Raw genomic sequence first — 26,906 nt, forward strand, 5'->3', positions numbered from 1 at the left:
GCATGGAATTGTTCGCAAGTTTGAGCTTTTTCGGCGGCGCCTTGTTCGGCGGGCTGGGCCTGTTGGCATACCGTTCGGTCGGCATGCCGCTGCGCATCGGTTATCGCCACATCATCGGCGTGATCTGCCTGGGCGTGTGGATGGCGGTGTTCTGGGCGCGTCCCTACCAGCCCATCGCGCTGCTGGCCATCTCGGGCAGCGCGCTGTGGGCCATGCGCCGCAACTACATCCCGACCTGGCTGGCCGTTGTCATCACCATGACGCCGCTGCTGCTGGTCAAGACGGGCGTGTCGCACCTGGGCGCGATGCTGGGCCTGTCGTTCGCCACCTTCCGCGCCATCGACGTGCTGCTGTTCGCGCCGCGCAACGAGCGCGTGTCGCCGCTGGACTACTTCATCTACCTGTTCTTCCCCCTGACGCTGCTGGCCGGCCCGATGTACCGCTGGCGCAATTTCCAGGCCGACCTCAAGCGCGGCTATGAAGGCGTCAACCTGAACACCTGGCTGACCGGCCTGGAACTGATCATGCTGGGCGTGATCCAGAAGTTCGGCCTGGCCGAGCTGATCTGGCGCTACGGCTTGTCGACCCTGGACGCCCACGATTATTCGTTCACCGGCGTGGCGCTGAACGCCTCGCTCTACAGCGCCTACCTGTTCTTCGATTTCGCCGGCTATTCCACCATGGCCATCGGCATCGGCATGCTGTTCGGCTTCACCTTGCCGATCAACTTCCGCAACCCGCTGGCGACGCTGAATCCCCAGGACTTCTGGCGCCGCTGGCATATCAGCCTGTCCGAATGGCTGCGCGACGTCGTGTTCATGCCGATCTACAAGGCGCTGAGCAAGACCTCGTTCTTCTCGCGCCACCGCCTGGCGGCGCAGAACATCGGCATCTTCGCCACGCTGTTGGCCATGGGCGTATGGAACGGGTTGTCGGTGCACTACATCGTCAGCGGCCTGATGTTCGGCGCCTATTCGGTCGGTCACAACCTGCTGATCAACGCCGCCCGCACCCGGCCGGCGCTGCAGGCCACGCTGGCGCGGCCCGTCATGCGTTTCCTCGGACGCGTGCTCACCCTGATCCTGGCCGCCCTGGCGCTCTACGTGTTCAGCGGCCGCAGCCCCATCTGACGCCGGGAGTTTCGGCATGCGTTTCGACCTGAAGACTTTCCAGTTCATTGACTCCGCGCGCGCGCCCGACGCGCTCGCGGTGGTCGGCGCCGACCGCAGCCTGACCTGGGCGCAACTGCGCGAGGAGGCCGAGGCCTGGGCCGCCCAGGCGCGCGAACACGGCGCCGCGCCGGACGTGCCGGTGGCCATCTATGGCCACAAGGAAGCGTCGTTCTTCGTTGCCATGGTTGGCGCGCTGCTGATCGGCGCGCCATTCGTGCCGGTCGATACCATCTACCCGCCGGAACGCCTGCGCCGCATCGTCGAGATCGTGCGCGCCGCCGCCGTCTACGACGCCGCGGCCGGGGGCTTCGAGCCGGGCGAGGGCGCCGAGCTGGCCGAGCGCGGCCTGGCCTACGTCATGTTCACGTCCGGCAGCACCGGCGACCCCAAGGGCGTGCAGATCGGCCGCGAAAGCGTCGGCCTGCTGGGCGACTGGATGCTGGGCAGCTTCGGCCTGGGCGAGGCGCCGGTGTTCATGAACCAGGCGCCGTTCAGCTTCGACCTGTCGATGTACGAGGTGTTCGCCACGCTCGCCGCCGGCGGCACTTGCGTGCTGAACTCCCGCGAACAGATCGGCGCGGCCGCCACCTGGATGGGCCGGCTGGCGCAGAACGGCGTAAGCGTGTGGGTGTCGACGCCGTCGTTCGCGCACCAGCAACTGGCCAACCGCGACTTCTCGCCGGCCACGCTGCCGACGCTGCGCACCTTCCTGTTCTGCGGCGAGCCGCTGCCGGCCGCGCTGGCGAAGAAGCTGCGCCAGCGTTTCCCGGACGCGGTCATCCTGAATACCTATGGCCCGACCGAGGCCACCGTTGCCACCACCTGGATCGCCATCACCGATGCCGTGCTGGCGATGCACGACCCGTTGCCGGTCGGTCATGCCAAGCCGGATTGCGAGCTGCGCATCCAGGACGGCGAGATCTGCATCATCGGCGCCCACGTCATGCGCGGCTACCTGAACCGCCAGGACCTGAACGAGACCAAGCTGTTCGTGGCCGAGGATGGCCGCCGCGGCTTTCGCACCGGTGACCTGGGTGAGTTGGGCGCGGACGGGCTGCTGTTCTGCCGTGGCCGCATGGATGACCAGATCAAGTTGAACGGCTATCGCATCGAGCTGGCCGAGATCGACGAGGCCTTGCATGGTCTGCCGGGCGTGGCGGGCGGCGCCTGCGCGGTGCTGCGCCGGCCCGATGGCACGGCGGTGCGCCTGATTGGATTCGTTGCCGGCACGGCCGCGGGGCGGGATGATGCCTGCCTGCTTGAGCAGGATGCGCTGTCGGGTTGGAAGGAGCGGCTGGCGCAGCGCCTGCCGCCCTACATGGTTCCGTCCGAGCTGGTGGCCTGCGTGGCGCTGCCCATGTCGAACAACCACAAGATCGACCGCAAGAAGCTGATCGATATCTACGCCGCGATTCCGGCGTAGCGCGCCGGTTGCGGCGCATGGCGGAAAATGGCCCGGGCGGTATTGCCGGGCCGTTTCCGTTTTTTCAGACGCCCATCAGGCCGTAGCTCAGGCGCGCCAGGACCATCAGGAGGACCTGCGCCACGATCAGCAGTACCAAGGGCGAAAAGTCGATCGAGGTGCGCGGCAGCAGCCGGCGGATGGGATCCAGCATCGGCGCGGTCAGCGCCTGCAGCAGCGGCATCATGGGCGCCATCGGGTTGACCCACGACAGCACTGCCTGGATCAGGGTCAGCCACACGATCAGGTTCAAGGCCCACTTGAGCGCCATGAGCAGCGCCGACAGCATGGCCGAAGGCAGCAATGCGGCCGGGATCAGCGCGCCGATGGCGACCAGCCAGATCAACACCAGATAGACCAGCGCCGACAGCCAGGTTGCCACCAGGCTGGTCCAGTCGATCTTGTTGCCCGCGGGAATGATCTTGCGCAGGGGCAGCACCAGCCAATTGGTGGCCTGGTAGATGACGCGCGCCAGCGGGTTGAAGGGATGCAGCCGTATCGCGTGCATCCAGGCGCGGGCGATCAGGGCCGCGCCGAACAGCGTGAATGCGATTTCGAGCAGGAAGCGGAGGATTTCACCGAGCATGGACGCTATCTACCTAATGAAGACGGCTTTTATTGTCTCACGGCAATGCGGCAACGGTGGCGTCCTGCCCCTCGAGCGGCGTTCTTTCTTGAGGTAGGCGCGCCAGGCGGCCCGAAATAAAAACCGCCTGGCCAAGGCCAGGCGGTTTGAGGCACTGCTGCCGTTGTGACCGGTCCGATTACGGACGGCCACCCGTCGGGAACGGCCACGACGCGGCGGGGTTCAGCGCGGTCTTCGCGCCCGGAGCGGCTGCCGTGGACGGCGGCGTGACGGGCTTCTTCGGAGCGGCTTTCTTCGCAGCCGGCTTCTTGGCAGCGGCGGGCTTCGCAGCCGGCTTGGCAGCGGGCTTCTTGGCGGCCGGGGCCTTCTTGGCTACGACTTTCTTGGCAACCGCCTTCTTGGCGACGGCCTTCTTGGCTACCGCTTTCTTGGCGACGACCTTCTTGGCAACCGCTTTCTTGGCGGGGGCCTTCTTGGCTACCGCTTTCTTGGCGACGGCCTTCTTGGCGACGGCCTTCTTGGCAACCGCCTTCTTGGCGACGACCTTCTTGGCCGCTGCCTTCTTGGCTACCGGCTTCTTGGCCGCGACTTTCTTGGCGACGGCCTTCTTGGCTACCGCTTTCTTCGCGACCTTCTTGGCGGCCGGCTTCTTGGCGGCAACCTTCTTCACCGCCGGCTTCTTGGCGGCGACCTTCTTGACGGCTACCTTCTTGACGGCAGCTTTCTTGGCCGGAGCGGCCTTCTTAGCTACTGCCTTCTTGGCGGCGGGCTTCTTCACCGCTTTCTTTACGGCTTTCTTGGCTGTTGCCATGGTCATGCTCCTTAGGTTCAGGGGTCCCAGAACTTAAACCCGTGCCCCGATCCGCCAACAAGGCGAACCGTGCCCGGGCTATTCATCGGCGCATGCCGCTGTTCTGTGCGAGCAACAGCTACTACGGTTTGCGCTAATGAATTCGGCACAGCCATTTGATATGGCCCCCGCTCCTTTGGCGCGAGCCATTTCAAATGGCGCCGGTGGGCAGCCTGATCACAGACCGCCTACCGCTTGTTCTACGTGTTCGAAAACACCCTGACCTGGGAGATCGCCCTCAAGGCCTGGCGCGAACGCGACGCTCTTGCAAGAGCGTGCCCGCGCCGGGCCCGAAGGCGAACTGCGTTACTCCCAGCTCAGCGTGCCACCGGTTTGGTATTCGATCACGCGAGTTTCAAAAAAGTTGCGTTCCTTCTTAAGGTCGATCATTTCCGCCATCCACGGGAAGGGATTTTCTTCCTGCGGGTACAGCGGTTCGATACCGATTTGCTGGCAACGACGGTTGGCGATAAAGCGCAGGTAGGATTTGAACATGGGAGCGTTCAAGCCCAACACACCGCGCGGCATCGTGTCTTCGGCGTAAGCGTATTCGAGTTCGACCGCTTTGCGGAAGAGTTCTCGAATTTCTTCGCGGAATTCCGGCGTCCATAGATGCGGATTTTCCAGTTTGACGGTGTTGATCAGGTCGATGCCGAAATTGCAGTGCATGGATTCATCGCGCAGGATGTACATGTACTGCTCGGCCGCGCCGGTCATCTTGTTCTGGCGACCCAGCGCCAGGATCTGCGTGAAGCCAACGTAGAAGAACAGGCCTTCCATCAGGCAAGCGAAGACGATCAGCGACTTCAGCAGCGTCTGGTCGGCTTCGGGCGTGCCCGTCTTGAAGTTGGGGTCCGCGATCGCGTCGATGAACGGAATCAGGAACTCGTCCTTGGCGCGGATGGACGGCACTTCGTTGTAAGCGTTGAAGATCTCCGCTTCGTCCAGGTCCAGGCTTTCGACGATGTATTGATAGGCGTGCGTGTGGATGGCTTCTTCGAAGGCCTGGCGCAGCAGGAACTGGCGGCATTCGGGGGCCGTGATGTGGCGGTAGGTGCCCAGCACGATGTTGTTCGCGGCCAGCGAGTCGGCCGTGACGAAGAAACCCAGGTTGCGCTTGACGATGCGGCGTTCGTCCTCGGTGAGCCCGTTCGGGTTCTTCCAGAGGGCGATGTCGCGCGACATGTTGATTTCTTGCGGCATCCAGTGGTTCGCGCACGTGGCCAGGTATTTCTCCCATGCCCACTTGTACTTGAACGGCACCAGCTGGTTGACGTCGGTCTGGCCGTTGATGATGCGCTTGTCGGCGACCTTCACGCGTTGCGAGGTGGCGTTGCCGCTGGCCGTCAGGCCGGCCGCATGCTGCGGCGCGGCCGGGGTCGGCATGGCGGTGTCGCCGAACACGCCGGTCGCCGCCCGGACTTCGGGCGCAGCCTGCCCGCCCGCCGCGGGCGCGGGGGCTTGTGCAGGTTGCGTGGCGAGGGTGTCGTCTTCCCAATTAATCATGATTCATTCTCCGGAGGCGGTTATTGGCAGGCTTCGCACTCTTCGAAGCCGGGGTCGCCCGGCCGCATGGTGCAAACCGCCCCGAGAACTTCGGGTTCCGGCAAAACAGGTGCAGCGGACACGGGGGCGGCGGCGGAAGTGCCACCGGCGCTGACGGCGTTCAGTTCGCCGCCGCGTCCCGTCGACTTCTCGGCGCTGGTGGCGCCAAGGGTACGCAGGTAATAGGTCGTCTTCAGGCCACGCTTCCAGGCCAGCTTGTAGGTGTCGTCCAGCTTCTTGCCGGAGGCGCCGGCCATGTAGATGTTCAGCGACTGGGCTTGATCGATCCACTTCTGGCGACGCGAGGCGCATTCCACCAGCCAGCTCGGTTCGACTTCGAACGCGGTGGCGTAGAGTTCGCGGAGTTCGGAAGGTACGCGATCGATGCGGGACAGGCTGCCGTCGAAGTACTTGAGGTCGGCGACCATGACTTCGTCCCAGAGACCGAGTTTCTTCAGGTCACGCACGAGGTAATCGTTAACGACCGTGAACTCGCCGGAGAGATTCGATTTGACGTACAAGTTCTGGAAAGTGGGTTCGATGCACGCAGATACACCAATGATATTGGAAATAGTCGCGGTTGGGGCGATTGCGATGCAATTGGAGTTGCGCATGCCATGTTGTTTGATGCGCGCGCGCAACGCATCCCAATCGAGCGTGCTCGATTCATCGACCTCGACATGACCACCGCGTTCGTCACGCAGCATCTTCAACGTGTCTTGCGGCAGGATGCCACGCGACCACAGCGAGCCTTCGTACGATTGATAGCGGCCACGTTCTTCGGCCAGCAGGCTCGAGGCCCAGTAGGCGTGATAGCACACCGCTTCCATCGAGCGGTCGGCGAATTCAACGGCGGCTTGCGACGCGTACGGCACGCGCATCATCTGCAGGCAGTCCTGGAAGCCCATGATGCCCATGCCCACCGGGCGATGGCGCGCGTTGGAGTTGCGGGCCTTGTCGACGGCGTAATAGTTGATGTCGATGACGTTGTCGAGCATGCGCATGGCGATGCTGACGGTGCGCTTGATCTTCTCGTGGTCGAGTTCGAAACCGCCGCCAGCGGCCGGCTTCATGTGCGCGACCAGGTTCACCGACCCCAGGTTGCAAACCGCGATTTCCGATTCGTTGGTGTTCAGCGTGATCTCGGTGCACAGGTTCGAGCTGTGGACCACACCGACGTGCTGCTGCGGCGAACGGATGTTGCACGGATCCTTGAACGTGATCCACGGGTGGCCGGTTTCGAACAGCATCGACAGCATCTTGCGCCACAGGGTCAGCGCCGGCATCTTCTTGAACAGCTTCAGGTCGCCGCTGGCGACGCGCGCTTCATAGCCGACGTAGGCTTCTTCGAAGGCCTTGCCGTACTTGTCGTGCAGGTCGGGGCAGTCGGACGGCGAGAACAGGGTCCATTCGCCGCCTTCCATGACGCGCTTCATGAACAGGTCGGGAATCCAGTTCGCCGTGTTCATGTCGTGGGTGCGACGACGCTCGTCGCCGGTGTTCTTGCGCAGTTCGAGGAATTCCTCGATGTCCAGGTGCCACGATTCCAGGTAGGTGCAGACCGCGCCCTTGCGCTTGCCGCCCTGGTTCACCGCCACGGCGGTGTCGTTGACGACCTTCAGGAACGGGACCACGCCCTGGCTTTCGCCGTTGGTGCCCTTGATGTGGCTGCGCAGCGCGCGCACCGGGGTCCAGTCGTTGCCCAGGCCGCCGGCGTACTTGGCCAGCAGGGCGTTTTCCTTGATGGCGTCGTAGATGCCTTCCAGGTCGTCGGAGACGGTGGTCAGGTAGCACGACGACAGCTGCGAGTGCAGGGTGCCCGAGTTGAACAGCGTCGGGGTCGAGCTCATGAAGTCGAACGACGACAGGATCTCGTAGAACTCGATGGCGCGGGCTTCGCGATCGGTCTCGCGCAGCGCCAGGCCCATGGCCACGCGCATGAAGAACACCTGCGGCAGTTCGATGCGGGTGCCGCGGATGTGCAGGAAGTAGCGGTCGTACAGGGTCTGCAGGCCGAGGTAGCCGAACTGCAGGTCGCGCTTGGCGTTCAGCGCCTTGCCCAGCTTGGTCAGGTCGTAGCCGGCCAGGTCGGGCGACAGCAGGCCGCCTTCGATGCCGCGGGCGATGAAGGTGGGGAAGTACTCGGCGTAGCGGGCGGCCATGCCGTCCTGCGAGACTTCCTCGCCCAGCACTTCCTTGCGGATCGTGTGCAGCAGCAGGCGGGCGGTGACCTGGCTGTAGGCCGGGTCCTTCTCGACCAGCGCGCGCGCCGACAGGATGGCGGACTTGAACACTTCGTCGACGGGGATGCCGTCGTACAGGTTCTTGACCGTTTCCTTCAGGATGGCTTCGGAGTCGATGAATTCGGCCAGGCCTTCACCGGCGGCGACGATGGTGGCGCGCAGTTCGGCGATGTCCAGCGGACGGCGGACACCCGCATCCGTGACGTGCAGCACGTTTTCCTGCGGCACGGCGTCGACCTTCTGCTGGCCTTCGGCGGCCGCGGCGGCGGCGCGTTCCTGGGTGCGCTTCTCGCGGTAGAGCACGTAGGCGCGGGCGACGTCGTGCTGGCCCGAGCGCATCAGGGCCAGTTCGACCTGGTCCTGGATGTCTTCGATATGGAAGGTGCCGCCACCGGGGCGGTTGCGCACCAGCGCGTTGACGGCCTGGGTCGTCAGTTGTTCAACCAGCTCGCGCACGCGGGCCGAGGCCGCGCCCTGGCCGCCGTTGACGGCCAGGAAGGCCTTGGTCATGGCGATGGCGATCTTGCCGGGTTCGAACCCGACCACCGAGCCATTGCGGCGGATGATGTTGTAGCTGGCCCATTGCCCGCCGTTGGCGTCGGCAGGGGAATCGGTTTGCGAGGGCGGCACGGCCGAGGGCCGGGTCACAGAGGCGATCGTAGTCTGCATGGAAGCTCCTGTGCGAAAAGCGCGTAGATAGCGACATGACGACGTCATGTCAGGTACGAAATTGGATCTTATTGAGGGGGTCGCAACGCTTGGACGGACGAATCCGCATGGCGTGGCCGACGAGTATCAGCGGTTAGGCGACCACAAGATGTAGTGTAGCACCCCTCGTTGGACACTAATTCTAGTGATCGAGTACGACAGCTACAAGAAGAAGATAGGATCAGGTTCCCAAAACATTGTTACTAAATGCACTGGGCGCGCCTAGCAAGGCGCGCCCAGGAGAATGCCGCTCAGCGCGAGTGTTTATGCGGTTTTCCGCAGGGGTACATCGCGCGGGGCAGGCGCCGTATAGCTTTGCATCAAGCGGGCCAGCTCCGTCCTGTACTTCTCGACGTTCGCAGCCTTCACGTGGCCGAAGCCGCGGATGGTTTCTGCAAGGGCGGCGATTGTAGCTGCTTGCGCCAGGTTGTCGCGATTCAACCCTGCGAGCAACCGGTCTATGGTCTGGCGATACTCGCCCACCAATGCCCGTTCCATCTTGCGCTCGGCGGTGTGGCCGAACGGATCGAACCAGGTGCCGCGCAGGCGCTTGAAGCGGGTCAGCAGCTTGAGCGCGGTCATGGTGCGCGGGCCCAGCGTCACCTTGCGCGGCACGCCGGTGCGCGGGTCCTTGCGCGCGAAGATCGGCGGCGCCATGTGGAAGCGCAGGCTGTAGTCGCCTTCGAACTGGCCCTTGAGCTGGGCCTGGAAGGCCTCGCCCGTATAGAGGCGGGCGACTTCGTATTCGTCCTTGTAGGCCATCAGCTTGAACAGTCCGCGCGCCACCGCCATGGCCAGGCGCGGCGGCCTGGCGTCGGGCGCCAGCTCGCGCTCGCGCGCGGCGACGCGTTCGACCACCTCGCGGTAGGCCTGCGCGTAGGCGGCGTCCTGGTAGGCGGTCAGGTCTTCGACGCGGCGCGCCACGGCGCGCTCGAAGGTTTCCGGCACATGCAGTTGCACCACCTGGGCGCGCGGGCGCAGCGCGCCTTCCAGCGCTTCGGGTTGGTGCGCGGCCAGGCGGCCGCTGTCGAAGGCCGCGCGGTTGGCGGCCACGGCGACGCCATTCAGTTCGATGGCGCGGTTGATGGCGGCCTGCGACAGCGGCACGCCGCCGCGCTGCCAGGCGTAGCCCAGCATGAACATGTTCGACAGGATGCTGTCGCCGAACAGCGCCAGCGCGGCCTCGTGCGCATCGATGGCGGCGGTGTGCTCGTCGCCGGCGGCGTGGCGGATCTTGGCCAGCAGCGCTTCCGGCCGCATGGCGGCGTCCGGGTTGCGGGTGAAATCGGACACCGGGGCGACGTAGGTGTTGACGGTGACCTGCGTGTGGCCGCGGCGCAGCGCGCCGAGCGAGTCGGGCGCCACGGCGGCGACCGGATCGCACAGGATGGCGGCGTCGGCCTGCTGCCAGTCCAGGCGCACCGGGCCGGCGGCCGCGCCCGCGGGCGCCAGGCGGATGTGGCTGACGACCGTGCCGCCCTTCTGCGCCAGGCCGGTCAGGTCCAGCACCGCGGCCGACAGGCCTTCCAGGTGCGCAGCCATCGAGACGATGGCGCCGATGGTGATGACGCCGGTGCCGCCCATGCCCGCCACCAGCAGGCGGTAAGGGCGTTCCAGCGCCGGCGGCTGCGGCAGCGGCAGTTGCTGGATCAGGTGCTGCAGGCGTTCCTGGTCGGCCTTGGGCGCCGCGCTCTTTCTGGGCTTGCCGCCCATGACCGAGACGAAGCTGGGGCAGAAGCCTTCGGCGCAGGAGTAGTCCTTGTTGCAGCTGGACTGGTCGATGGCGCGCTTGCGGCCGTAGGGCGTTTCCAGCGGCACCACCGACAGGCAGTTCGATTTCACGCCGCAGTCGCCGCAGCCCTCGCACACGGCGCTGTTGATCAGCATGCGGCGGGCCGGGTCGGGGAACTGGTTCTTCTTCCTGCGGCGGCGCTTTTCGGCGGCGCAGGTCTGGTCGTGGATCAGCACGGTGACGCCGGGGATCTCGCGCAGCTCGCGTTGCAGCGCGTCGAGGTCGCGGCGGTGGTGCACCTTGATGCCGGCGCCCAGGTCCACGCCCTGGTATTTCTCGGGTTCGTCGCTGGTGACGACGATGCGGGCGACGTTCTCGCCGCGCAGCTGCTGGCAGATCTGCGGCACCGAGATCGGCCCATCCACCGGCTGGCCGCCGGTCATGGCGACGGCGTCGTTGAACAGGATCTTGTAGGTGATGTTGGCCTTGGCGGCCACGGCCTGGCGGATCGCCAGGTAGCCGGAGTGGTAATAGGTGCCTTCCCCCATGTTCTGGAAGATGTGCGGCATCCTGGTGTAGCGCGACAGGCCGATCCAGTCGACCCCTTCGCCGCCCATCTGGGTCAGGCCGCCAGTGTCGCGGTCCATCCAGGCGGCCATGTAGTGGCAGCCCACGCCCGACAGCGCCTGGCTGCCTTCGGGCACCTTGGTCGAGGTGCTGTGCGGACAGCCGGAACAGAAGTAGGGCCGGCGGCGCATGCCGTCGGCGTCGTTGGACAGCATGTCCTGGCAGTCGAAGGTGGCCAGGTCGACGCCGGGCTGCAGGCCGGCGCTGCGCGACAGCCATTGGGCCAGCGGCCGCGCCAGCAGCGACGGGCGCAGCTGGCCGGCGGACGGCACCAGCGTCTCGCCGTCGAAACCCTTCTTGCCGACCACGGTGGCGCGCTCGGGCAGGTTGAACAGCAGGTCCTTGAGCTGGGTCTCGACCACGGCGCCTTTTTCCTCGATCACGAGGATGTGCGACAGGCCGCGCGCGAACTCGAGCATGCGTTCGGCGTCCAGCGGCCAGGTCAGGCCGGGCTTGTAGATGCGCACCGGCGCGTTGGCGGTGACGGTGTCCACGCCCAGGCGCGCCAGCGCTTCCATGGCGTCCAGGTGGGCCTTGCCGACGGTGACGATGCCGACGGTGGCCTTGGGCGCCGGACAGGTGAGGCGGTCGATGCTGTGGCGGCGGGCGAAGGCGGCGACCGCCTTCATGCGCAGGTTCATGCGGGTTTCGACCGCCAGCGACAGGAAGTCGCGGGCGGAGTATTCCAGCGCTTCCGGCGGCAGGTCCGGATCGGCCGGCATGTCGTAGCTGCGCACCGGCGCGGGCGTGAAGGAGTGGCCGCTCTCGATGGTCTCGGACACGGCCTTGAAGGCGACCCAGGTGCCGGAGTGGCGCGACAGGGCCCAACCCCACAGGGCGAAGGTTTCGTATTCGTCGATCGAGGCCGGGTGCACGATGGGCATCTGCCAGCCGATCAGCGAGGCCTCGCTGGCGTGCGGGATGGAGGAGGAGACGGCGGTGTGGTCGTCGCCCACCACCACCAGCACGCCGCCATGGCGCGAGGCGCCGGCGGCGTTGCCGTGGTGCAGGGCATCGCCGGCGCGATCCACGCCGGGGCCCTTGCCGTACCACATGGCGAAGACGCCATCGACGTTGCGGTCGGCGCGCATGCCGGCCTGCTGCGTGCCCATGACGGCGGTGGCGGCCATGTCTTCGTTGATGCCGGGCAGGAAGGAGATCTGGTTGGCGTCGAGCGCCTTCTGCGCCTTCCACATCGCCATGTCGACGCCGCCCAGGGGCGAGCCGCGGTAGCCGGAGACGAAGCCGGCGGTGTTCAGCCCGCGCTCGCGATCGACGCGGCGCTGGGTCAGCATGATGCGCACCAGGGCCTGGGTGCCGGTCAGGAAGATGCGGCCGGTCTGGCGGGTGAGGTTGTCGGCGAGCTGGTAGTCGAGGTCCAGCGCGGGCTCGGGGGCGGGGGTGCCGTCCATCATGAATGCTCCTGTAGTCGGCACCATGATAGGTTCGCGAGGCATCGGGTTTATTGCGTTTTCGGATCGTGCTATCCCTATAATTCGCAATGAATATTTCGTGTTCGCGGAATTTCGACCCAAAAAGGAGACAAGACGATGGACAAGACCGATATCGGCATCCTCAAGGCCCTGCAGGAGGATGGCCGGGCCTCGGCACAGCAGCTGTCGGACAAGGTGGGGCTATCGGCGGCGCCGGTGTGGCGGCGGGTGAAGGCGCTGGAGGCCAGCGGCGTGATCCAGGGTTACAGCGCGCAGGTGGATCGCAGCAAGGTGGGGCTGGGCTGTATGTTCGCGCAGATCAGCCTGGAGCGGCATTCGGCGAATACGGTGGAGAACTTCGAGCGGTCGGTGCGGGATGCGCCGGAGATTCTCGAATGCTATGCGGTGACGGGGGATTCGGATTTTCTGCTCAAGATTCTTGTGGAGAGTCCGGAGGCTTATGACCGGTTCTTGCATCGGTTCTTGTTCAATATGCCGGGGATTCGGCAGACGCGGACGATTGTGGCGTTGCGGGAGATCAAGCATGAGTTGAAGTTGCCTTTGTAGGGGCTTCTTTATTTGCTTGCGGGGGGTGGGGGTCTTTAGTCGCGGGAGCCGGGGCAGGCGGGGGATGGCGGGGCTACGATTGCGGTCCGGAGCCTTCGCTCCGGACTTGCCTCGGCGGCCCCCCCCTTCCTCATCTTCGTCACAGCCTTCGGCTGTTCCTTCAGATTCCGTCGGGCGCATCTACACGCCCCGCCATCCCCCGCCTGCCCCGACTCCCGCTTTTGATGAGACTTAACGGCCGGGCTTTGGGGCGAGTTGTGTACTTGGCGTTTTTGCCGTCAATCTGGGGTGGAGGGAGGATCTTGCGGGGTCGCCAAAAAGTGGCCGCGCGGGCGGCCGCCTTTTGGCATTTGGGTGTCTTGCGTCGTGGCGGCGGACGCTGCGCGCTGCTGGAGAGAGGCGTTGCTCGAGGGGGCAATGGCGCGGCGCGATCGTGATGGGAGGGGCTGGTGAATCCTGCGTCATCGCGCTTGATTCGATGGGCGCGATCTTTTGGTGGTCTCTATATTGCGACGCCCTCTATATATAGAGGGCGTTTCTTTATTTGCTGTGGGCGGTTACTGCGGCTGGATGCCGGAGATCTTGATCCATTCCTTCCAGCGGGCGGTGTCTTCCTTGACGAAGGTGTCGAAGCGGGCGGTGTCCATGGCTTCGGGGGTCAGGCCGAGGGCGCGGAGTTTGTCGGCGGTGGCGGGGTCGTTGACGGCGGCCTGGGTGGCGGCGTTCATCTTGGCGACGATGTCGGGCGGGGTGCCGGCGGGGGCGGAGATGCCGAGCCAGCCGGCGACGACGAAGTCGGGGTAGTAGGTCGACATGGTGGGGACGTCGGGCCAGGCGGGGTGGCGCTGGGCGGCGGTGACGGCCAGGGGGGTGAGGCCCTTGCCGTCGATCTGGCCCATGGCAGTCAGGTAGTCGACGAAGGCGAAGCCGATCTGCTTGCCGCGCAGGTCGGTGATGATCTGGGTGATGTTCTTGTAGCCGGCGGCGCCGATGTTGATGCCGGCGCGTTGCTTGAAGAGTTCGGACGGCACTTGCGAGGACGAGCTGTAGTAGCCGAAGAAGACTTCGCCGGGATGATTCCTGGCGTACTCCACCAGTTCCGGCACGGTGCGATAGGGGCTGTCGGGGGCGACGATGCCGACGGTGCCGAAGGTGCCGAGCATGCCGACCTGCGCGAAGTCCTTTTGCGCGTCGTAGGGCAGGCGCTTGTAGAGGAACTGGTTGGCGGCGTGGGTCGAGTTGGTGGACAAGAGGAAGGTGTAGCCGTCGGCGGCGGCGTTCCTGGCGGCGTTGGTGCCGACGATGCCGCCGGCGCCGGGGCGGTCTTCGACGATGACGGTCTGGCCGGTCTGCTTGCCCAGGAACTGGGCGAAGGTGCGGGCGGTGAGGTCGGCGGCGCCGCCGGCGGCGGATGGCACGATCAGCGTGATGGGTTTTTCGGGCCAGCCGGCGGCGTGCGTGGTGGCGGCCAGCAGCAGGCTGGCGGCGGCGAGCGCATGGCGCAGGAAGGCGCGGGGCGCGAGGGCGGTGAGGGTCATGCTTGTCTCCTGGGGCGGCGGTGGCGCCGTCATGTTCTATGGCTTGCGGGGTGTGTCATGGCGCGCTGAGCGCGGGCCGGGTGGATCTGCTTGGGGTTCGTTGGCGGATGTCGATGGTGTCCGGCGTGGGCGGGCGTCGCGGGTCAGCCGAACTGCTGGCGATACCAGTCGAGGATCGCGTCCGCGCCAACCTGCCATTGGTCGCCGTACATCATGCAATGGGGTTGTCCGGCGAGGACGGCGTGGGAAAAGCCGAACAGGCGCGCGATGGCGTGGTCCTGGCCGGGGGGATGGCGGTCGTGGGTGTCCAGGCCTGCCTCCAGGCACAGTCCGGGAGCGGCAATGGCGGCGGGGTCGACGGGCACGCGCAGCAGGTAGCGGTCGTTGAGCACGCGCGGGCTTTCGGGATTCAGGCGTTGGGTGACGGCGCTGACGTCGCGTGTTGGCGTGGTGGCCAGGAAGCGGGCGCGGATCTCGCTGGCGGCGGGCGCGGCGCGCACGGCGTCGGCGGGCACCGGCGGCAGGCCCATCGCGCCGGGCAGGTTGGCGGGCGGCGACGGCGCCATCAGCACCACGCCGGCAACGCGGCGTTGGCTGGCGGCCAGCAGCGCGGGCAGGGCGCCCATGCTGTGGCCCACCACGACGGTGGGCGCGTCCAGCAGGTCGAGCGCGCTGACGACGTCGGCGGCCAGGTCGGCGATGCCCGTGTCGACGAAGCCGGGCGGCTGCGGCAAGGGGCCGTGGCCGCGCAGGTCGATGGCGGCGCAGGCCAGGCCGGCGCGGGCGAAATGGTCCAGATAGTGCGCGTAGCACCAGGCGCCGTGATAGGCGCCGGGCACGAGCAGCAGGCCGGGCCTGCCGTTGGGCGCGGCGGCGGTCAGCAGCCGGCCCTGGCCGGCAGCGCGGGCGGGCAGCCGGTCGGCGAGGCTGAAGTCGAGCGGATCGACGGCCTGGGCGCGGGCGGGGGAGAGAGTCGCGGTAGTCATTGCGGCCATGTTAAGTGCCGCCCTATGATGAGAAAACTTTATTTTTCCTATGATTTGATAAGTTCATCAAATCAGGTGTTCCGATGCCCGCCTTGCCCGAACTTTCCATTGCGCACTACCGCCACTTCCTGCTGGTGGCCGAATTGCGCAGCTTTCGCGCCGCCGCCGCGCGCGCGTTCCGCTCGCAGCCGGCGCTGTCGCTGTCGATCCGCGAAATGGAGCAACGCCTGGGCCAGCCGCTGTTCGAGCGCCGCAATGGCAACGCGCTGACGCGTTTCGGCCAGGACTGCCTGCCGCTGGCGCGCGAGCTGGTCGAGCACCATGATCGCGTGGCCGGCACGTTGGCGGGGCTGGCCGGCAACGAGGCCGGCACCCTGACCATGGCCTCGGTGGCGACGGTCGCGATGCACTGGTTGCCCGAGCTGGTGGCGGCCTATCGCGAGCGCTATCCGGCGGTGGCGCTGCGCCTGTTCGACGACAACTCGGAGGGCGTGGAACGCATGGTGCTGGCGGGCGAGGTGGAACTGGGGGTGTGCAGCCCGGTGCTGCGCGACCGGCGGCTGGCGTTCGAGCCGCTGCTGCGCGACGCATTCGGGCTGGTCTGCCATCGCGGCCATCCCCTGGCGGGGCGCAAGTCCGTGACCTGGCGCGAGATCGCCGGGCTGCCGCTGGTGGGCACGGTGGCCCATCGCCAATTGGCGGACCATCCGCAGGCCGCATTCATGATGGAGCGCCAGGTGTTCGTGTCCAACATGATGTCGCTGTTGGCGATGCTGGAGCGCGGCGTGGGCGTGACGGTGCTGGCGCGGTTGGGGGTGCCGCCGGATTCGCCTGGCCTGGTTTTCGTGCCGCTGGCCCGGCCGCGCATCGAGCGCGAGCTGGGCATCACCCGGCTGGCTGGCCGCCACCTGTCGCCGGCCGCCGCGCGCATGGAGGAAATGCTGCGCGCCAAGGCCGCGCGCGGTGGTCGCAGTGTCGCTTGAAACCAACGCATTTTTGCGCGTGGAGGCCTTAAAACACGGGGTTTTCGGCAAGGACTGTTGCGCAATTGCACACGCCGCCGATCGTCGTTGATTCTTCACCAGCGCATCTTTAGAGTGCGTGATGTTTGCTGCGCGGGGGCGTGCCGGTTTGAGCGGCGCGGCGCGTCGACAGACGTGTTGAGGAAGTCATGAGCAGTGTGTATTTGCGTTCGGCGGGCGTGGCCTGCGCCCTTCTGATCCTGGCCGGCTGCGCCGCCCGGAAACCCGCCTCCATCACCGAGGCCCAGCCGGAGGGCCCGCCCAAGCCGGCCGCGTGCGTACCGGCGAAAAGCGGCGATCCCATGATAGGCACCTGGTATTCGAACTCCAGGCCGAAGGGCGTCAGCGGTGACTTCCAGGCGCTCACGGTGCTGTACGCCGACGGCCGCATGGCCTACGAAACCCAGCTGAAGATCGGCCGCAAGACGCGCCCGGCGCTGCGCGAGACCGGTTGCTGGAGCGTGGTGGACGGCGTCTACACGATGCAGACCACGCAATCGAACGGCGAGATCGTCGACGCCGCCGATCCGATCTACGTCAACCGCTACCGTGTCGAGAAAGTCGAGCAGGCCAAGCTGACGCTGCGGGAACTCAAGAGCGGCGGCCAGGTCGTTACCGCGCGCCGCATGCCGCAGGGCTACCGCCTGCCGTATTGATCCCGGTCCGGCCGGCCCGGCCGGCAACCCGACGTTGCGCCGGACGGACGGAATCCGCCGGCCGGCGTCGCCAAGCGGGCGCGCCTGCGGTAAGGTGCGGACTTCGTCCTCCATCCCCGCCGGCCTTCCATGCCCGCCCTCTCTTCCGAAGCGCGCGCCATCGCGCTGCTCGCCCTGGCCGCTTTCGTCAGCGCCAGCGCCTTTCGTATCTGTGATCCCATGTTGCCGCAGTTGGCCGCCGAGTTCGGCGCCACCACTGGCCAGGCCGCGCGCGCGGTGACCGCGTTCGCCGTGGCCTACGGCGTATTGCAGATGTTCTTCGGCCCGGTGGGCGACCGCTACGGCAAGTATCGCGTGGTCAGCGTGGCGACGTTTGCCTGCGCGCTGGGCAGCGCCGGCGCGTTCGTGGCCGAGTCGCTGGACGTGCTGGTGTTCTGCCGCGCCCTGTCGGGCGCGGCGGGGGCCGGCATCGTGCCGCTGTCGATGGCCTGGATCGGCGACACCGTGCCGTACGAAAGGCGCCAGGCGACGCTGGCGCGCTTCCTGACCGGGACCATCCTGGGCATGGCGGCCGGACAACTGGCCGGCGGCCTGTTCGCCGACACCCTGGGCTGGCGCTGGGCCTTCGCGGCGCTGGTGGTCGGCTACCTCGTGGTGGGCACGCTGCTGCAGCTGGAGGTGCGGCGCCAGCGCGCGCTGGGATTGGGCGTGGTCGACCCCAACGCGCCGCGCCAGGGCTTCGTGGCGCAGGCGCGGCTGGTGCTGGGCACGCCCTGGGCGCGGGTGGTGCTGGCCACGGTGTTCATCGAGGGCCTGCTGGTGTTCGGCGCCCTGGCGTTCGCGCCGTCGTACCTGCACGAACGCTTCGATATCTCGCTGACCGCGGCCGGCGCCCTGGTGGCGGTGTACGCCGTGGGCGGGCTGCTGTACACGGTGGTGGCGGGCCGCGTCCTCAAGCGCCTGGGTGAACGTGGCCTGGCGGTCGCGGGCGGGCTGGTGCTGGGCCTGGCGTTCCTGTCGTACCTGCTGGGGCCGGTGTGGTTGTGGAGCCTGCTGGCCAGCGTGCTGGCGGGCTTCGGCTACTACCTGCTGCACGCGACGCTGCAGACCAACGCCACCCAGATGGTGCCGTCGGCGCGCGGCACGGCGGTGGCCTGGTTCGCGTCCTGCCTCTTCATGGGGCAGGCGGCCGGTGTGGCGCTGGCCGGCTCGGTGGTGGACGAGGCCGGCGCGGCGGCGCTGTTCGGCGGCTCGGCCGTGTTGCTGCCGCTGCTGGGCGCGTTCTTCTCGCGGGCCTTGAAGGCGCGTCCCAAGGCCGCCTGATACACCCTCTGCGCGATGAAAAAAGCCCCGAACGGCCAGGCCGGACGGGGCTTTTTCGTGGGCGGATGACCGCTCAGATCGCGGCCAGGCGCTGGAGCACGACGTCCTTGCCCAACAGGGCCAGCACCGCGTCCACCGCGGGCGTCTGGGTCTGGCCGGTGACGGCCACGCGCAGCGGAATCGCCAGTTGCGGCATTTTCAGGCCGCGATCGGCCAGCACGGCCTTGATCAGCGCCGAGATGGCCTCGCGGGTCCAGTCGGTGCCCTGGGCGCGCCGGGCGAAATCGGCCAACGCCTCGCGCGCGGCGGCGGTCAGGTGCTGCTCGACCAGTTCCGGCGCGGCCGGCTTGAAGGCGCCGCAGAACAGCATGGCGCCGTCGGCCAGCTGTTCCAGGGTCTCGGCGCGGTCCTTGAGCAGGCCCATCACGCCCGGCAGGTCGATCTTTTCCGGATGGCCGCCGCGATGGGCGACGCGCGGCGCCACGCGTTCGGCCAGTTCGGCGTTGTCCATCTGCTTGATGTAGTGGGCGTTGACCCAGTTCAGCTTCTTCGGGTCCCACTGCGAGGCCGACTTGGACAGGTGGCGGGTGTCGAACCATTCCACCAGCTGGTCGCGGCTGAAGAGTTCGTCGTCGCCGTGGCTCCAGCCCAGGCGCGCCAGGTAGTTGATCATGGCCTCGGGCAGGTAGCCCTCGTTGTCGTACTCCATGACATTGACCGCGCCGTGGCGCTTGGACAGCTTTTCGCCGTCCGGGCCGAGGATCATGGGCACGTGGCCGTATTCGGGCAGGGTGGCGCCCAGCGCGCGCAGGATGTTGATCTGGCGCGGGGTGTTGTTGACGTGGTCATCGCCGCGCAGCACGTGGGTGATGCCCATGTCCCAGTCGTCCACCACCACGCAGAAGTTGTAGGTGGGGGTGCCGTCCGGGCGCGCGATGATCAGGTCGTCCAGCTCGGTGTTGTCGAAGCTGATGGGGCCCTTGACCATGTCGTTCCAGGCGGTGGCGCCGTCCTGGGGATTCTTGAAGCGCACCACCGGCTTGCGGCCTTCGGGCACCGGCGGCAGGGTCTTGCCGGGCTCGGGGCGCCAGGTGCCGTCATAACGCGGCTTGTCGCCGCGGGCGCGGGCGGCCTCGCGCATGGCCTCGACTTCCTCGGGCGAGCTGTAGCAGTGGTAGGCGGTGCCGGCGGCCAGCATCTGCGCCACCACTTCGCGGTAGCGGTCCATGCGCTGCATCTGGTAGAACGGGCCTTCGTCCGGCTGCATGCCGAGCCAGTCCATGCTGTCCAGGATGGCCTGCACCGCTTCCGGCGTGGAGCGTTCGACGTCCGTGTCTTCGATGCGCAGCACGAAGGTGCCCTTGTGGTGGCGCGCGAAGGCCCAGGAGAACAGCGCGGTGCGGGCGCCGCCCAGGTGCAGGAAGCCCGTGGGCGAAGGCGCGAAGCGGGTACGGATGGGGGAGGAGGCGTTGGAAGTCATAGGTGGCAATGATAGCGGCTGCGGCGCCGCGAATGCGGCGTCGGACTGGCCCGGATCAAGCGGACGGCGGGGTTGTCTTGTTACGATGGACGCTATTTTAGATTAGTGCCTGTTCCCGCCATGCTGCGACACGCTCTTGCCCCGATGTTCGAACCCGGTTCGCTGGTGATCGTCGCCGATCGGCCGCTGCCGGCGGCGGCTTCCCTGTCGCCTGCGCTCAAGGCGAAAACCACGGTGGTGGCCTGCGAAACCGGCGCCGCGCCCGATCTGCCGGACACGCTCCAGGGCCTGGCCGCGGGCGAGCGGCCCGACCTGGCCCTGGTTTGCGTTTCGCCCGCCGTGCTGCCCGAGACCCTGCGCCGGCTGTCCCCGCTGGCCCCGCGCTCGGTCATCCTGTTGCCGCACGAGCTGCCCGACCCGTATCCGCGCGGCACCCTGGCGCTGTGCCGCGCCTGGGCCGAGGAGAACCGCTGTGAACTGCTGGGGCCGCGCTCGTTCGGCGCCCAGCGCCCGCATGCCGGCCTGAACCTGAGCCAGCATCCGGTGCTGGCGCGCGCCGGCCGCGTGGCGCTGCTGGCGCAGTCGCGCTCCATCATGGCCGCCGTCATGGACTGGGCCGAGGACGTGCATATCGGCTTTTCCACCGCCGTGTCGCTGGGCGACGAGGCGGTGGTGGGCCTGTCCAAGGTGCTGGACTACCTGGCCAGCGATCCTCGCACCGACAGCATCGTGCTGTACCTGGAAGACGTCGGGCCGGCGCGCGAGTTCATGAGCACGCTGCGGGCCGCGGCCAGCGTCAAGCCGGTCATCGTGCTCAAGGCCGGCCGCGCCGACACCGACAGCGCCGACGCCATCTTCGACGCCGCCCTGCGGCGCGCCGGCGCGGTGCGGGTGCGCTACTTCGTGCAGCTGTTCTCGGCGGTCAAGGTGCTGGGCTACACGCGCCGGCCCAAGGGGCGGCGGGTGGCGCTGATCTCCAACGGCAGCGGGCCTCCGCAACTGGCCATGGACCTGATCGGCCCGGACGCGGCGGTGCTGCGCGCCGAGCTGGCGCCGGCCACGCAGCGCGCGCTGGCGGCGATGCTGGAGCCGGACGCGGCCAGCGCCAATCCTGTCATCACCTACGTGCCGCTGACGCCGGAACGCATCCGCGCCATCCTCGACGTGGTGCTGGACGACGCCGGCGTGGACGGCGTGCTGGTGCTGCTGGCGCCCGACGCGCTGGCCGACATGCCGGCGGTGGCGCGCGAGCTGGCGCAGATCGCGCCCAAGGCCAGAAAGCCCGTGGTCACCTGCTTCATGGGCGACGCCGGCATGCGGCCGCTGCGGCGCATGCTGGACGACGCCGGCACCTCGGCCTTCCGCACGCCCGAGTCCGCCGCCGACGCCTTCGGCGTGCTGGCCACGCACCACTACAACCAGCAACTGCTGTTGCAGACCCAGCCGCCCGAGCCGGCCACCCACGTGCCCGACCTGGCCGCCGCGCGCGAGATCCTGGCGCGGGTGCGGGCCGATTGCCGGCGCGAACTGAATACCTCCGAGGTCCGCGCGCTGCTGTCCCTGTTCTATGTCCCCTTGCGCGACATGCCGCTGGACGTGGCGGCGGCCGAACCGGAATCCCGCCCCATGGCGATCCGGGTGCGGCGCGATCCGCAGTTCGGGCCGGTCATCCGCTTCGGCGCCGGCGGCCCGGACGCGGTGTTGTCGCAATCGGACCGCGGCATCGACCTGCCGCCGCTCAACGGCTTCCTGGCGCGCCAGATGATCGAGCGCAGCCGGCTGTGGCGCCGGGTGCTGGCGCCGCGCGTCGGCCACCTGGCCGCCGAGGCCTTGCAGCAGGCGCTGGTGCTGGTCTCGGAGATGGTGTCGGAGCTGCCGGACATCGAAACGCTCGACATCGACCCGCTGTATGTCGGCGAGACCCATCTGCGCGCCGGCGGCCTGCGCATGACGCTGGCCGAGAAGCCGGGCTGCGAAACGCCCCAGACCGCCGGCTATCCGCACATGGCCATCCACCCGTACCCGGCGCGCCTGGTGCAGGTGCGCCGCTTCGCCGATGGCATTCCGTGGGTGCTGCGGCCGATCCGCCCCGAGGACGGCCAGCCGCTGCAGGATTTCATCCGCGGCCTGTCGGAACGCTCGCGCTACATGCGCTTCGTGTCGATGATGCGCGAGCTGACGCCGCGCATGGTGTCGCGCTACACCCAGGTGGACTACCACCGCGAGCTGGCGCTGGTGGCCGCCACCCAGGTGCCCAACCCGGCCAACCGCGGCCATCCGCACGAAGTGCTGGTCGGCTTCGCGCACTACCTGCGCAACCCCGACGGGCGCGGCGCGGAATACGCGCTGGTGATCGGCGACGACTGGCAGCGGCGCGGCCTGGGCCGCCAGCTGATGACGGCGCTGATCGACGCGGCGCGCGAGCAGGGGCTGGAATACATCGACGGCCTGGTGCTGTCGACCAACCGGCCGATGCTGGCGCTGATGACCAGCCTGGGGTTCACCAACGATCCGGATCCGGAAGACCCGACCATGCGGCGGGTCTGGCTCAACCTGCGCTGAGCGCCGCGGCCGGCGCGTGCCGGCGCCCGGCCGCGGCCATGCCGGCTTCAGGCCGTCTTGCGCGCGGCCTGCGCCGGCCGCAGCCGCGTCGACACCTCGTCCACCGACAGCACGTCGCCGAAGAACAGCAGCCAGCCGTGCAGGGCGTTTTCGTGTTCGGCCGGCGTGACCGCCGCCAGCGCGTCGTCCACCATGATGGTGCGGAAGTCGCGCATCATGGCGTCGCGCGCGGTCGATTCGCAGCAGACGTTGGTGACCGTGCCGGCGATCAGCAGCGTGTCCACGCCGCGTCCGCGCAGCAGCGGCTCCAGTTCCGACGATCCCGTGGCCATGGCGCTGTAGAAGCGCTTGGTGACGCGCAGGTCGCTGTCGGCCGGCCGCAGGTCCGGATGCAGGGCGAAGCCCGGTGAGTCGCGGCGCAGGGTCTCCAGGCGCCGGGCGCTGCGCTCCGGCGTCAGCATCACGCCATGGTGGTGCGACCAGAAGGCATCGGCATTGTCGGAGGCGGTCTGCACCCAGACCACCGTGCCGCCGGCCGCGCGCACCGCGTCGCACAGGCGGTTGACCGGCGCGATGATGCCGCGCGCCGCCGCGCATTCGCCCTGGTAACCGGGCAGCGTGAAGTACTGCTGCATGTCGATCACCACCACCGCGGTGCGGGCGCCGGGCAGGTTGTCGTAGGGATGCAGGCAGCCCTGGCGGGCGATGACGCGGTCCTGCACCCATTGCGGAATCTGCATGGCGGCTCCTTATCCGTAGCGCCGCGCCACGGCGGCTTCGATGCGGTACACCACCAGGTACATGACGCTGGAGATCAGCGCCAGCATGGCGATGGCGGTCATGACGATGTTCAGCTTGAAGACCTGGCTGCCGTTCATGATGAGAAAGCCCAGGCCCGAGTCGGCCGACTGGAATTCGCCGACGATGACGCCCACCAGCGCCAGGCCGATGTTCATCTTCACCGCGGCGATCAGGGTCGGCACGCTGCCGGGCAGCACCACCTTGGTCAGCACCTGCCAGCGGCTGGCCCCGAAGGTGCGGGCCAGCTTGACCTTGTTCAGGTCGATGGCGCGAAAACCGGCGTACACCACCATGATGGTCACGAACACGGCGATCGCCACGGCCATGCCGTAGACCGCGTAGTCCGACCCCAGCCACAGGTAGAAGATCGGCACGAAGGCGATCTTGGGCATGGCATTGGCCACCACCAGGAACGGATCCAGCACCTTGTACAGGAAGTCCGACCACCACAGCGCGGCGGCAACGATGATGCCGATCACCATGCTGAGCGTGAAGCCCACCAGCGTGGCCGACAGCGTGGTGACGATGTGGCGCGCCAGGTTGCCCTGGCTCCACAGTTCCAGGAAGGTCGGCCACAGCGCGCTTGGATAGCTGGTCAGCAGCGGGTTCAGGATGTGCATGCGCGGCAGGATTTCCCAGGCGCACAGGAACACCACCAGCAGCAGCGCCTGGGCGATGCGGATGTGGCGCCGGCGGGCGCGGTCGCGCCGCAGATAGTCCAGGTACTTCTGGCTGGGCGCGGGCACGGCGCGCAGCGGCACGGTGTTGGCGATCGGTGCGTTCACGGCTCAACCCTCCACATGGACGTCCAGCTCGTCCCAGAGCTGTTTGAAGTAGGCATTGAATTCCGGCCGCGAGCGGGCCTGGAACGGCGTGGGGCGCGCGCCGTCGCCATAGTGGATGCGGTACTGGCTCTTGAGCCGGCCGGGCCGGCGCGACAGCACGATGACGCGGTCGGTCATGGCGATGGCCTCGCCGATGTCGTGCGTCACCAGTACCACCGTCTTGCCCTCGCGCCGCAGGATGTCGACGACCTCGTCGGAGATCGCCAGCCGGGTCTGCGAATCGAGCGCCGAGAATGGCTCGTCCAGCAGGATCACGTCGGGCTCGGTCACCAGCGTGCGCGCCAGCGCGGCGCGCTGGCGCATGCCGCCCGACAACTGGCGTGGCGTATGCGACAGGAACGCGCCCAGTCCGCACTTTTCCAGCAGGTGCACGGCCCGCGCCTCGCTGCGCGCATCGCGCCGGCCCTGGATCTCGGCGCCCAGCATGACGTTGTCCAGAATGGTGCGCCACTCGAAAAGATAATCCTGCTGCAGCATGTAGCCGATGCGCGGATTGGGTTCGGTGACCGCCTGGCCGTCGATCATCACCGTGCCCGAGGTCGGCGCGTGCAGGCCGGCGATCAGCGACAGCAGCGTGCTCTTGCCACAGCCGCTCTGGCCGATCAGGCTGACGAATTCGCCCGGCGCCAGCGCGAACGACACCTGCGACAGCGCTTCGGTCTCGCCTTCAGGCGTGAAGTAGCTCAGGCAGACATCGCGCAGTTCGATCTTGGCGGTGGCCGGGTCCGGCTTGAGGTTGTGGACGACGGCGCTCATCACGGCACCTTCCTGGCGAAGTCCGCCACCACCACATCCTCGTATTTGACCCGGGCGCCGTCCTTCATCACCGCGCTGGCGACCAGCATGTCCTGCAGCTGGTTCATGGCCTCGGCCGTCACCAGCGGCGTGGTCTTCCAGATCTGGTACTGCTTGTAGCGCTCGATCGCGTCGGTCACCGCGGCCGCATCCATGCCGGGGAAGTAGCTCATGATCTGCGGCGCCAGCGTGGCCGCGGGCGTGTCCTTCACGTACTTTTCCGCGCGCGCCACCACGTTGGTCCAGGCCTGGATCACCTTGGGGTTGTCGCGGATGTACTTGTCGGTGGCGGTGAAGACCGTGTAGTCCACCTGGCCGACCTCATGGCCGACCGAGGCCACGATGTAGCCCTTGCCGTTGCGCACCAGCTCGCCGGCCTCGGGTTCCAGGAAGATGCCGTACTCGCCCTGGCCCGCCATCCAGGCGCCGGCGCGGGCGGGGATGCCGATGTTGTTGAGCAGCTTGACGTCCTTCTGCGGGTCCAGGCCGTGCTTGCGCAGCGCGGTCTCCAGGAACACGATGGGGTTCGACCCGGGCCGAAAGCCGATCACCTCCTTGCCCTTGAGCATGCTCCAGTCGAACTTCTCGACCGGCTTGCGCGCCAGCAGGAAGAAGCCGTCGGTGGCGGTCAACCCGGCGAAGATCTTCGGCTTGACCGGCGATTCGCTGTTTTGCACGTAGATCGAGGCCTCGGGGCCGATCAGCACGATGTCGGCGCTGCCCGAGAGCAGGGCGGTCATGCCCTTGTCGGTGCCCTGCGAGGTCTTCATGGACACGTCCAGCCCGGCGTCCTTGAAGTAGCCCTGCGACAGGGCGACGTACTTGGGCACGTACAGGATCGAGCGCACCACCTCTTCGTAGCGCACCTTTACCGGGGGATTGAGGGCTTCGCCGTGGCTGGCGAACGGGGCGAGGACGGCGGCAAGCAGCGCCGCCGCTGCCAGGCGAGGCAATGGCAAGGGCTTCACGGGACTTTCTCCTGCGTCTGAATGCCTCGCCGAAACCCGGCGCGACACGGCCAATGGGATGGATCGACTGCAACAACAGGGAAGCCCGAGGCGATTGCGATCGGGCCGATACGGCTTGGATTGAATACTATATTCAACCTAGGCGAGCAGCAAGCGTTTTGGTATTGTCGTTTTTCTCTATGGACGAGCGAAGCCGCGCCCCGGAAAATTCGGGGCTGGAATACCACTTGGTATACAAAGCGGGGAATCCCCGTGCGAACGGCCCGGAGAATCCGGACCCGGGGGAGGGTGGCGGCGCGGCGCGCGCCGCCGGAGTTACACCAGCACCTGGTTCAGAAAGCGCGAGATGTCGGCCACTTCCTCGGCGCAGACCGAATGCGGCATGGGGTAGGTGTGCCAGCGCACGTCGTAGCCCAGCCGTTCCAGTTCGGCCCGCGAGGCCTCGGCGCGCGGCAGCGACACCACCGGGTCATACAGGCCGTGGGCCAGGAAGATGGGAGTGCGCTGGTTGGCGGGAGCGCGCTCGGCCTCGGCGCTGTCCAGCAGCGGCAGGTAGCCCGACAGGCCCATCATGCCGGCCAGCTTGTCCTGCAGACGCAGGCCGGTGTGCAGGGTCATGGCGCAGCCCTGCGAGAAGCCCGCCAGCACGATGTTCGAGGTCGGGATGCCGCGCGCGTTCTCGCGCGCGATCAGCTTGTGGATCGCGGCCTCCGAGGCGCGGATGCCCTTGGCGTCTTCCACCCGCACCAGATCCATCACCAGGATGTCGTACCAGGAACGCATCGCCATGCCATTGTTGATGGTGACGCGCTGCACGGGAGCGTTGGGAAATACGAAGCGCACGCCCAGGCCGGCCGGCAGGTCCAGTTCCGGCACGATGGGCGCGAAGTCGTTGCCGTCGGCGCCCAGGCCGTGCAGCCAGATCACGGCGTGCGTGGGATTGGAGGCGGTTTCGATCTCGATGCAATCGAGCAGGTCGGTGGGGGCGTTCATGGACGGCGGGCG

The 26,906-nt window shown here is 67.4% G+C and carries 20 protein-coding genes; 7 read left to right on the top strand and 13 right to left on the bottom strand.

All coding sequences use genetic code 11. From position 1 onward, the window contains the following. Positions 1–2: 2 nt before the first annotated feature. Together AT699_RS03205 and AT699_RS03210 are read left to right on the top strand one after the other, a co-directional pair. A complete protein-coding gene (locus tag AT699_RS03205; protein WP_006388612.1) occupies positions 3–1,130 on the top strand; it encodes a membrane-bound O-acyltransferase in 1,128 nt (375 codons plus the stop codon). A 16-nt stretch (positions 1,131–1,146) separates the two neighbouring features. Next, positions 1,147–2,595 (top strand): D-alanine--poly(phosphoribitol) ligase, encoded by a 1,449-nt coding sequence (locus AT699_RS03210; RefSeq protein WP_024067684.1) that lies wholly within the window; start codon positions 1,147–1,149, stop codon positions 2,593–2,595. A gap of 64 nt (positions 2,596–2,659) precedes the next feature. Here AT699_RS03210 and AT699_RS03215 read toward each other — a convergent pair whose 3' ends face one another. The 5 genes from AT699_RS03215 to AT699_RS03235 all read right to left on the bottom strand — a co-directional run bounded on the left by AT699_RS03215 (position 2,660) and on the right by AT699_RS03235 (position 12,337). Then, on the bottom strand, positions 2,660–3,220 hold the full coding sequence (locus AT699_RS03215) for a YggT family protein (protein ID WP_006388614.1): 561 nt from the start codon (positions 3,218–3,220) through the stop codon (positions 2,660–2,662). A 178-nt stretch (positions 3,221–3,398) separates the two neighbouring features. Further along, positions 3,399–4,031 carry a histone H1-like DNA-binding protein gene (locus AT699_RS30770; protein ID WP_081247853.1) on the bottom strand — a complete coding sequence of 211 codons (633 nt, stop codon included), beginning with the start codon at positions 4,029–4,031 and terminating at the stop codon, positions 3,399–3,401. 345 nt (positions 4,032–4,376) lie between these two features. Next, on the bottom strand, positions 4,377–5,576 hold the full coding sequence (locus tag AT699_RS03225; protein WP_006388616.1) for a ribonucleotide-diphosphate reductase subunit beta: 1,200 nt from the start codon (positions 5,574–5,576) through the stop codon (positions 4,377–4,379). A 20-nt stretch (positions 5,577–5,596) separates the two neighbouring features. After that, positions 5,597–8,527 carry a ribonucleoside-diphosphate reductase subunit alpha gene (locus AT699_RS03230; RefSeq protein ID WP_024067687.1) on the bottom strand — a complete coding sequence of 977 codons (2,931 nt, stop codon included), beginning with the start codon at positions 8,525–8,527 and terminating at the stop codon, positions 5,597–5,599. Positions 8,528–8,830: 303 nt separating this feature from the next. After that, a complete protein-coding gene (locus AT699_RS03235) occupies positions 8,831–12,337 on the bottom strand; it encodes an indolepyruvate ferredoxin oxidoreductase family protein (protein WP_058207555.1) in 3,507 nt (1,168 codons plus the stop codon). Between the two features lie 138 nt (positions 12,338–12,475). Between AT699_RS03235 and AT699_RS03240 the strand changes: the two genes are divergently transcribed. Next, a complete protein-coding gene (locus tag AT699_RS03240; protein WP_006388620.1) occupies positions 12,476–12,925 on the top strand; it encodes an Lrp/AsnC family transcriptional regulator in 450 nt (149 codons plus the stop codon). A gap of 557 nt (positions 12,926–13,482) precedes the next feature. Here AT699_RS03240 and AT699_RS03245 read toward each other — a convergent pair. Continuing rightward, the gene (locus AT699_RS03245) at positions 13,483–14,463 is read right to left on the bottom strand and encodes a Bug family tripartite tricarboxylate transporter substrate binding protein (protein ID WP_024067689.1); all 981 of its coding nucleotides are present in this window, start codon (positions 14,461–14,463) and stop codon (positions 13,483–13,485) included. Between the two features lie 143 nt (positions 14,464–14,606). Then, positions 14,607–15,449 carry an alpha/beta hydrolase gene (locus AT699_RS03250; protein ID WP_223203286.1) on the bottom strand — a complete coding sequence of 281 codons (843 nt, stop codon included), beginning with the start codon at positions 15,447–15,449 and terminating at the stop codon, positions 14,607–14,609. Between the two features lie 83 nt (positions 15,450–15,532). On the opposite strand from AT699_RS03250, the gene AT699_RS03255 reads away from it, so the two are divergent. From AT699_RS03255 to AT699_RS03265, 3 genes are all read left to right on the top strand, one after another. After that, positions 15,533–16,432 carry a LysR family transcriptional regulator gene (locus AT699_RS03255; RefSeq protein WP_024067691.1) on the top strand — a complete coding sequence of 300 codons (900 nt, stop codon included), beginning with the start codon at positions 15,533–15,535 and terminating at the stop codon, positions 16,430–16,432. A 188-nt stretch (positions 16,433–16,620) separates the two neighbouring features. Continuing rightward, complete coding sequence (locus AT699_RS03260; RefSeq protein WP_006388624.1) at positions 16,621–17,127, top strand: hypothetical protein; 507 nt, start codon at positions 16,621–16,623, stop codon at positions 17,125–17,127. A 129-nt stretch (positions 17,128–17,256) separates the two neighbouring features. Then, a complete protein-coding gene (locus AT699_RS03265; RefSeq protein ID WP_024067692.1) occupies positions 17,257–18,450 on the top strand; it encodes an MFS transporter in 1,194 nt (397 codons plus the stop codon). A 73-nt stretch (positions 18,451–18,523) separates the two neighbouring features. Here AT699_RS03265 and gltX read toward each other — a convergent pair whose 3' ends face one another. Further along, the gene (gene gltX, locus AT699_RS03270; protein ID WP_006388626.1) at positions 18,524–19,930 is read right to left on the bottom strand and encodes a glutamate--tRNA ligase; all 1,407 of its coding nucleotides are present in this window, start codon (positions 19,928–19,930) and stop codon (positions 18,524–18,526) included. A 120-nt stretch (positions 19,931–20,050) separates the two neighbouring features. Between gltX and AT699_RS03275 the strand changes: the two genes are divergently transcribed. Continuing rightward, entirely contained in the window at positions 20,051–22,492 is a 2,442-nt protein-coding gene (locus AT699_RS03275; protein WP_054499703.1) for a bifunctional acetate--CoA ligase family protein/GNAT family N-acetyltransferase, read from the top strand. A gap of 47 nt (positions 22,493–22,539) precedes the next feature. Here AT699_RS03275 and AT699_RS03280 read toward each other — a convergent pair whose 3' ends face one another. The 5 genes from AT699_RS03280 to AT699_RS03300 all read right to left on the bottom strand — a co-directional run bounded on the left by AT699_RS03280 (position 22,540) and on the right by AT699_RS03300 (position 26,894). Then, positions 22,540–23,232, bottom strand: a complete 693-nt coding sequence (locus tag AT699_RS03280; RefSeq protein ID WP_006388628.1) for a cysteine hydrolase family protein — start codon at positions 23,230–23,232, stop codon at positions 22,540–22,542. 9 nt (positions 23,233–23,241) lie between these two features. Further along, on the bottom strand, positions 23,242–24,078 hold the full coding sequence (locus AT699_RS03285) for an ABC transporter permease (RefSeq protein ID WP_024067694.1): 837 nt from the start codon (positions 24,076–24,078) through the stop codon (positions 23,242–23,244). A 3-nt stretch (positions 24,079–24,081) separates the two neighbouring features. Next, positions 24,082–24,894: an ABC transporter ATP-binding protein gene (locus tag AT699_RS03290; RefSeq protein ID WP_006388630.1), complete on the bottom strand. Its 813-nt coding sequence runs from the start codon at positions 24,892–24,894 to the stop codon at positions 24,082–24,084. Then, a complete protein-coding gene (locus AT699_RS03295) occupies positions 24,894–25,901 on the bottom strand; it encodes an ABC transporter substrate-binding protein (protein WP_024067695.1) in 1,008 nt (335 codons plus the stop codon). The genes AT699_RS03290 and AT699_RS03295 overlap by 1 nt, the downstream gene beginning before the upstream one ends. 315 nt (positions 25,902–26,216) lie before the next feature. After that, a complete protein-coding gene (locus AT699_RS03300) occupies positions 26,217–26,894 on the bottom strand; it encodes an alpha/beta hydrolase (RefSeq protein ID WP_006388632.1) in 678 nt (225 codons plus the stop codon). Positions 26,895–26,906: the final 12 nt, after the last annotated feature.

It is taken from the genome of Achromobacter xylosoxidans, assembly GCF_001457475.1.
GTDB classification, from domain to species: domain Bacteria; phylum Pseudomonadota; class Gammaproteobacteria; order Burkholderiales; family Burkholderiaceae_B; genus Achromobacter; species Achromobacter xylosoxidans.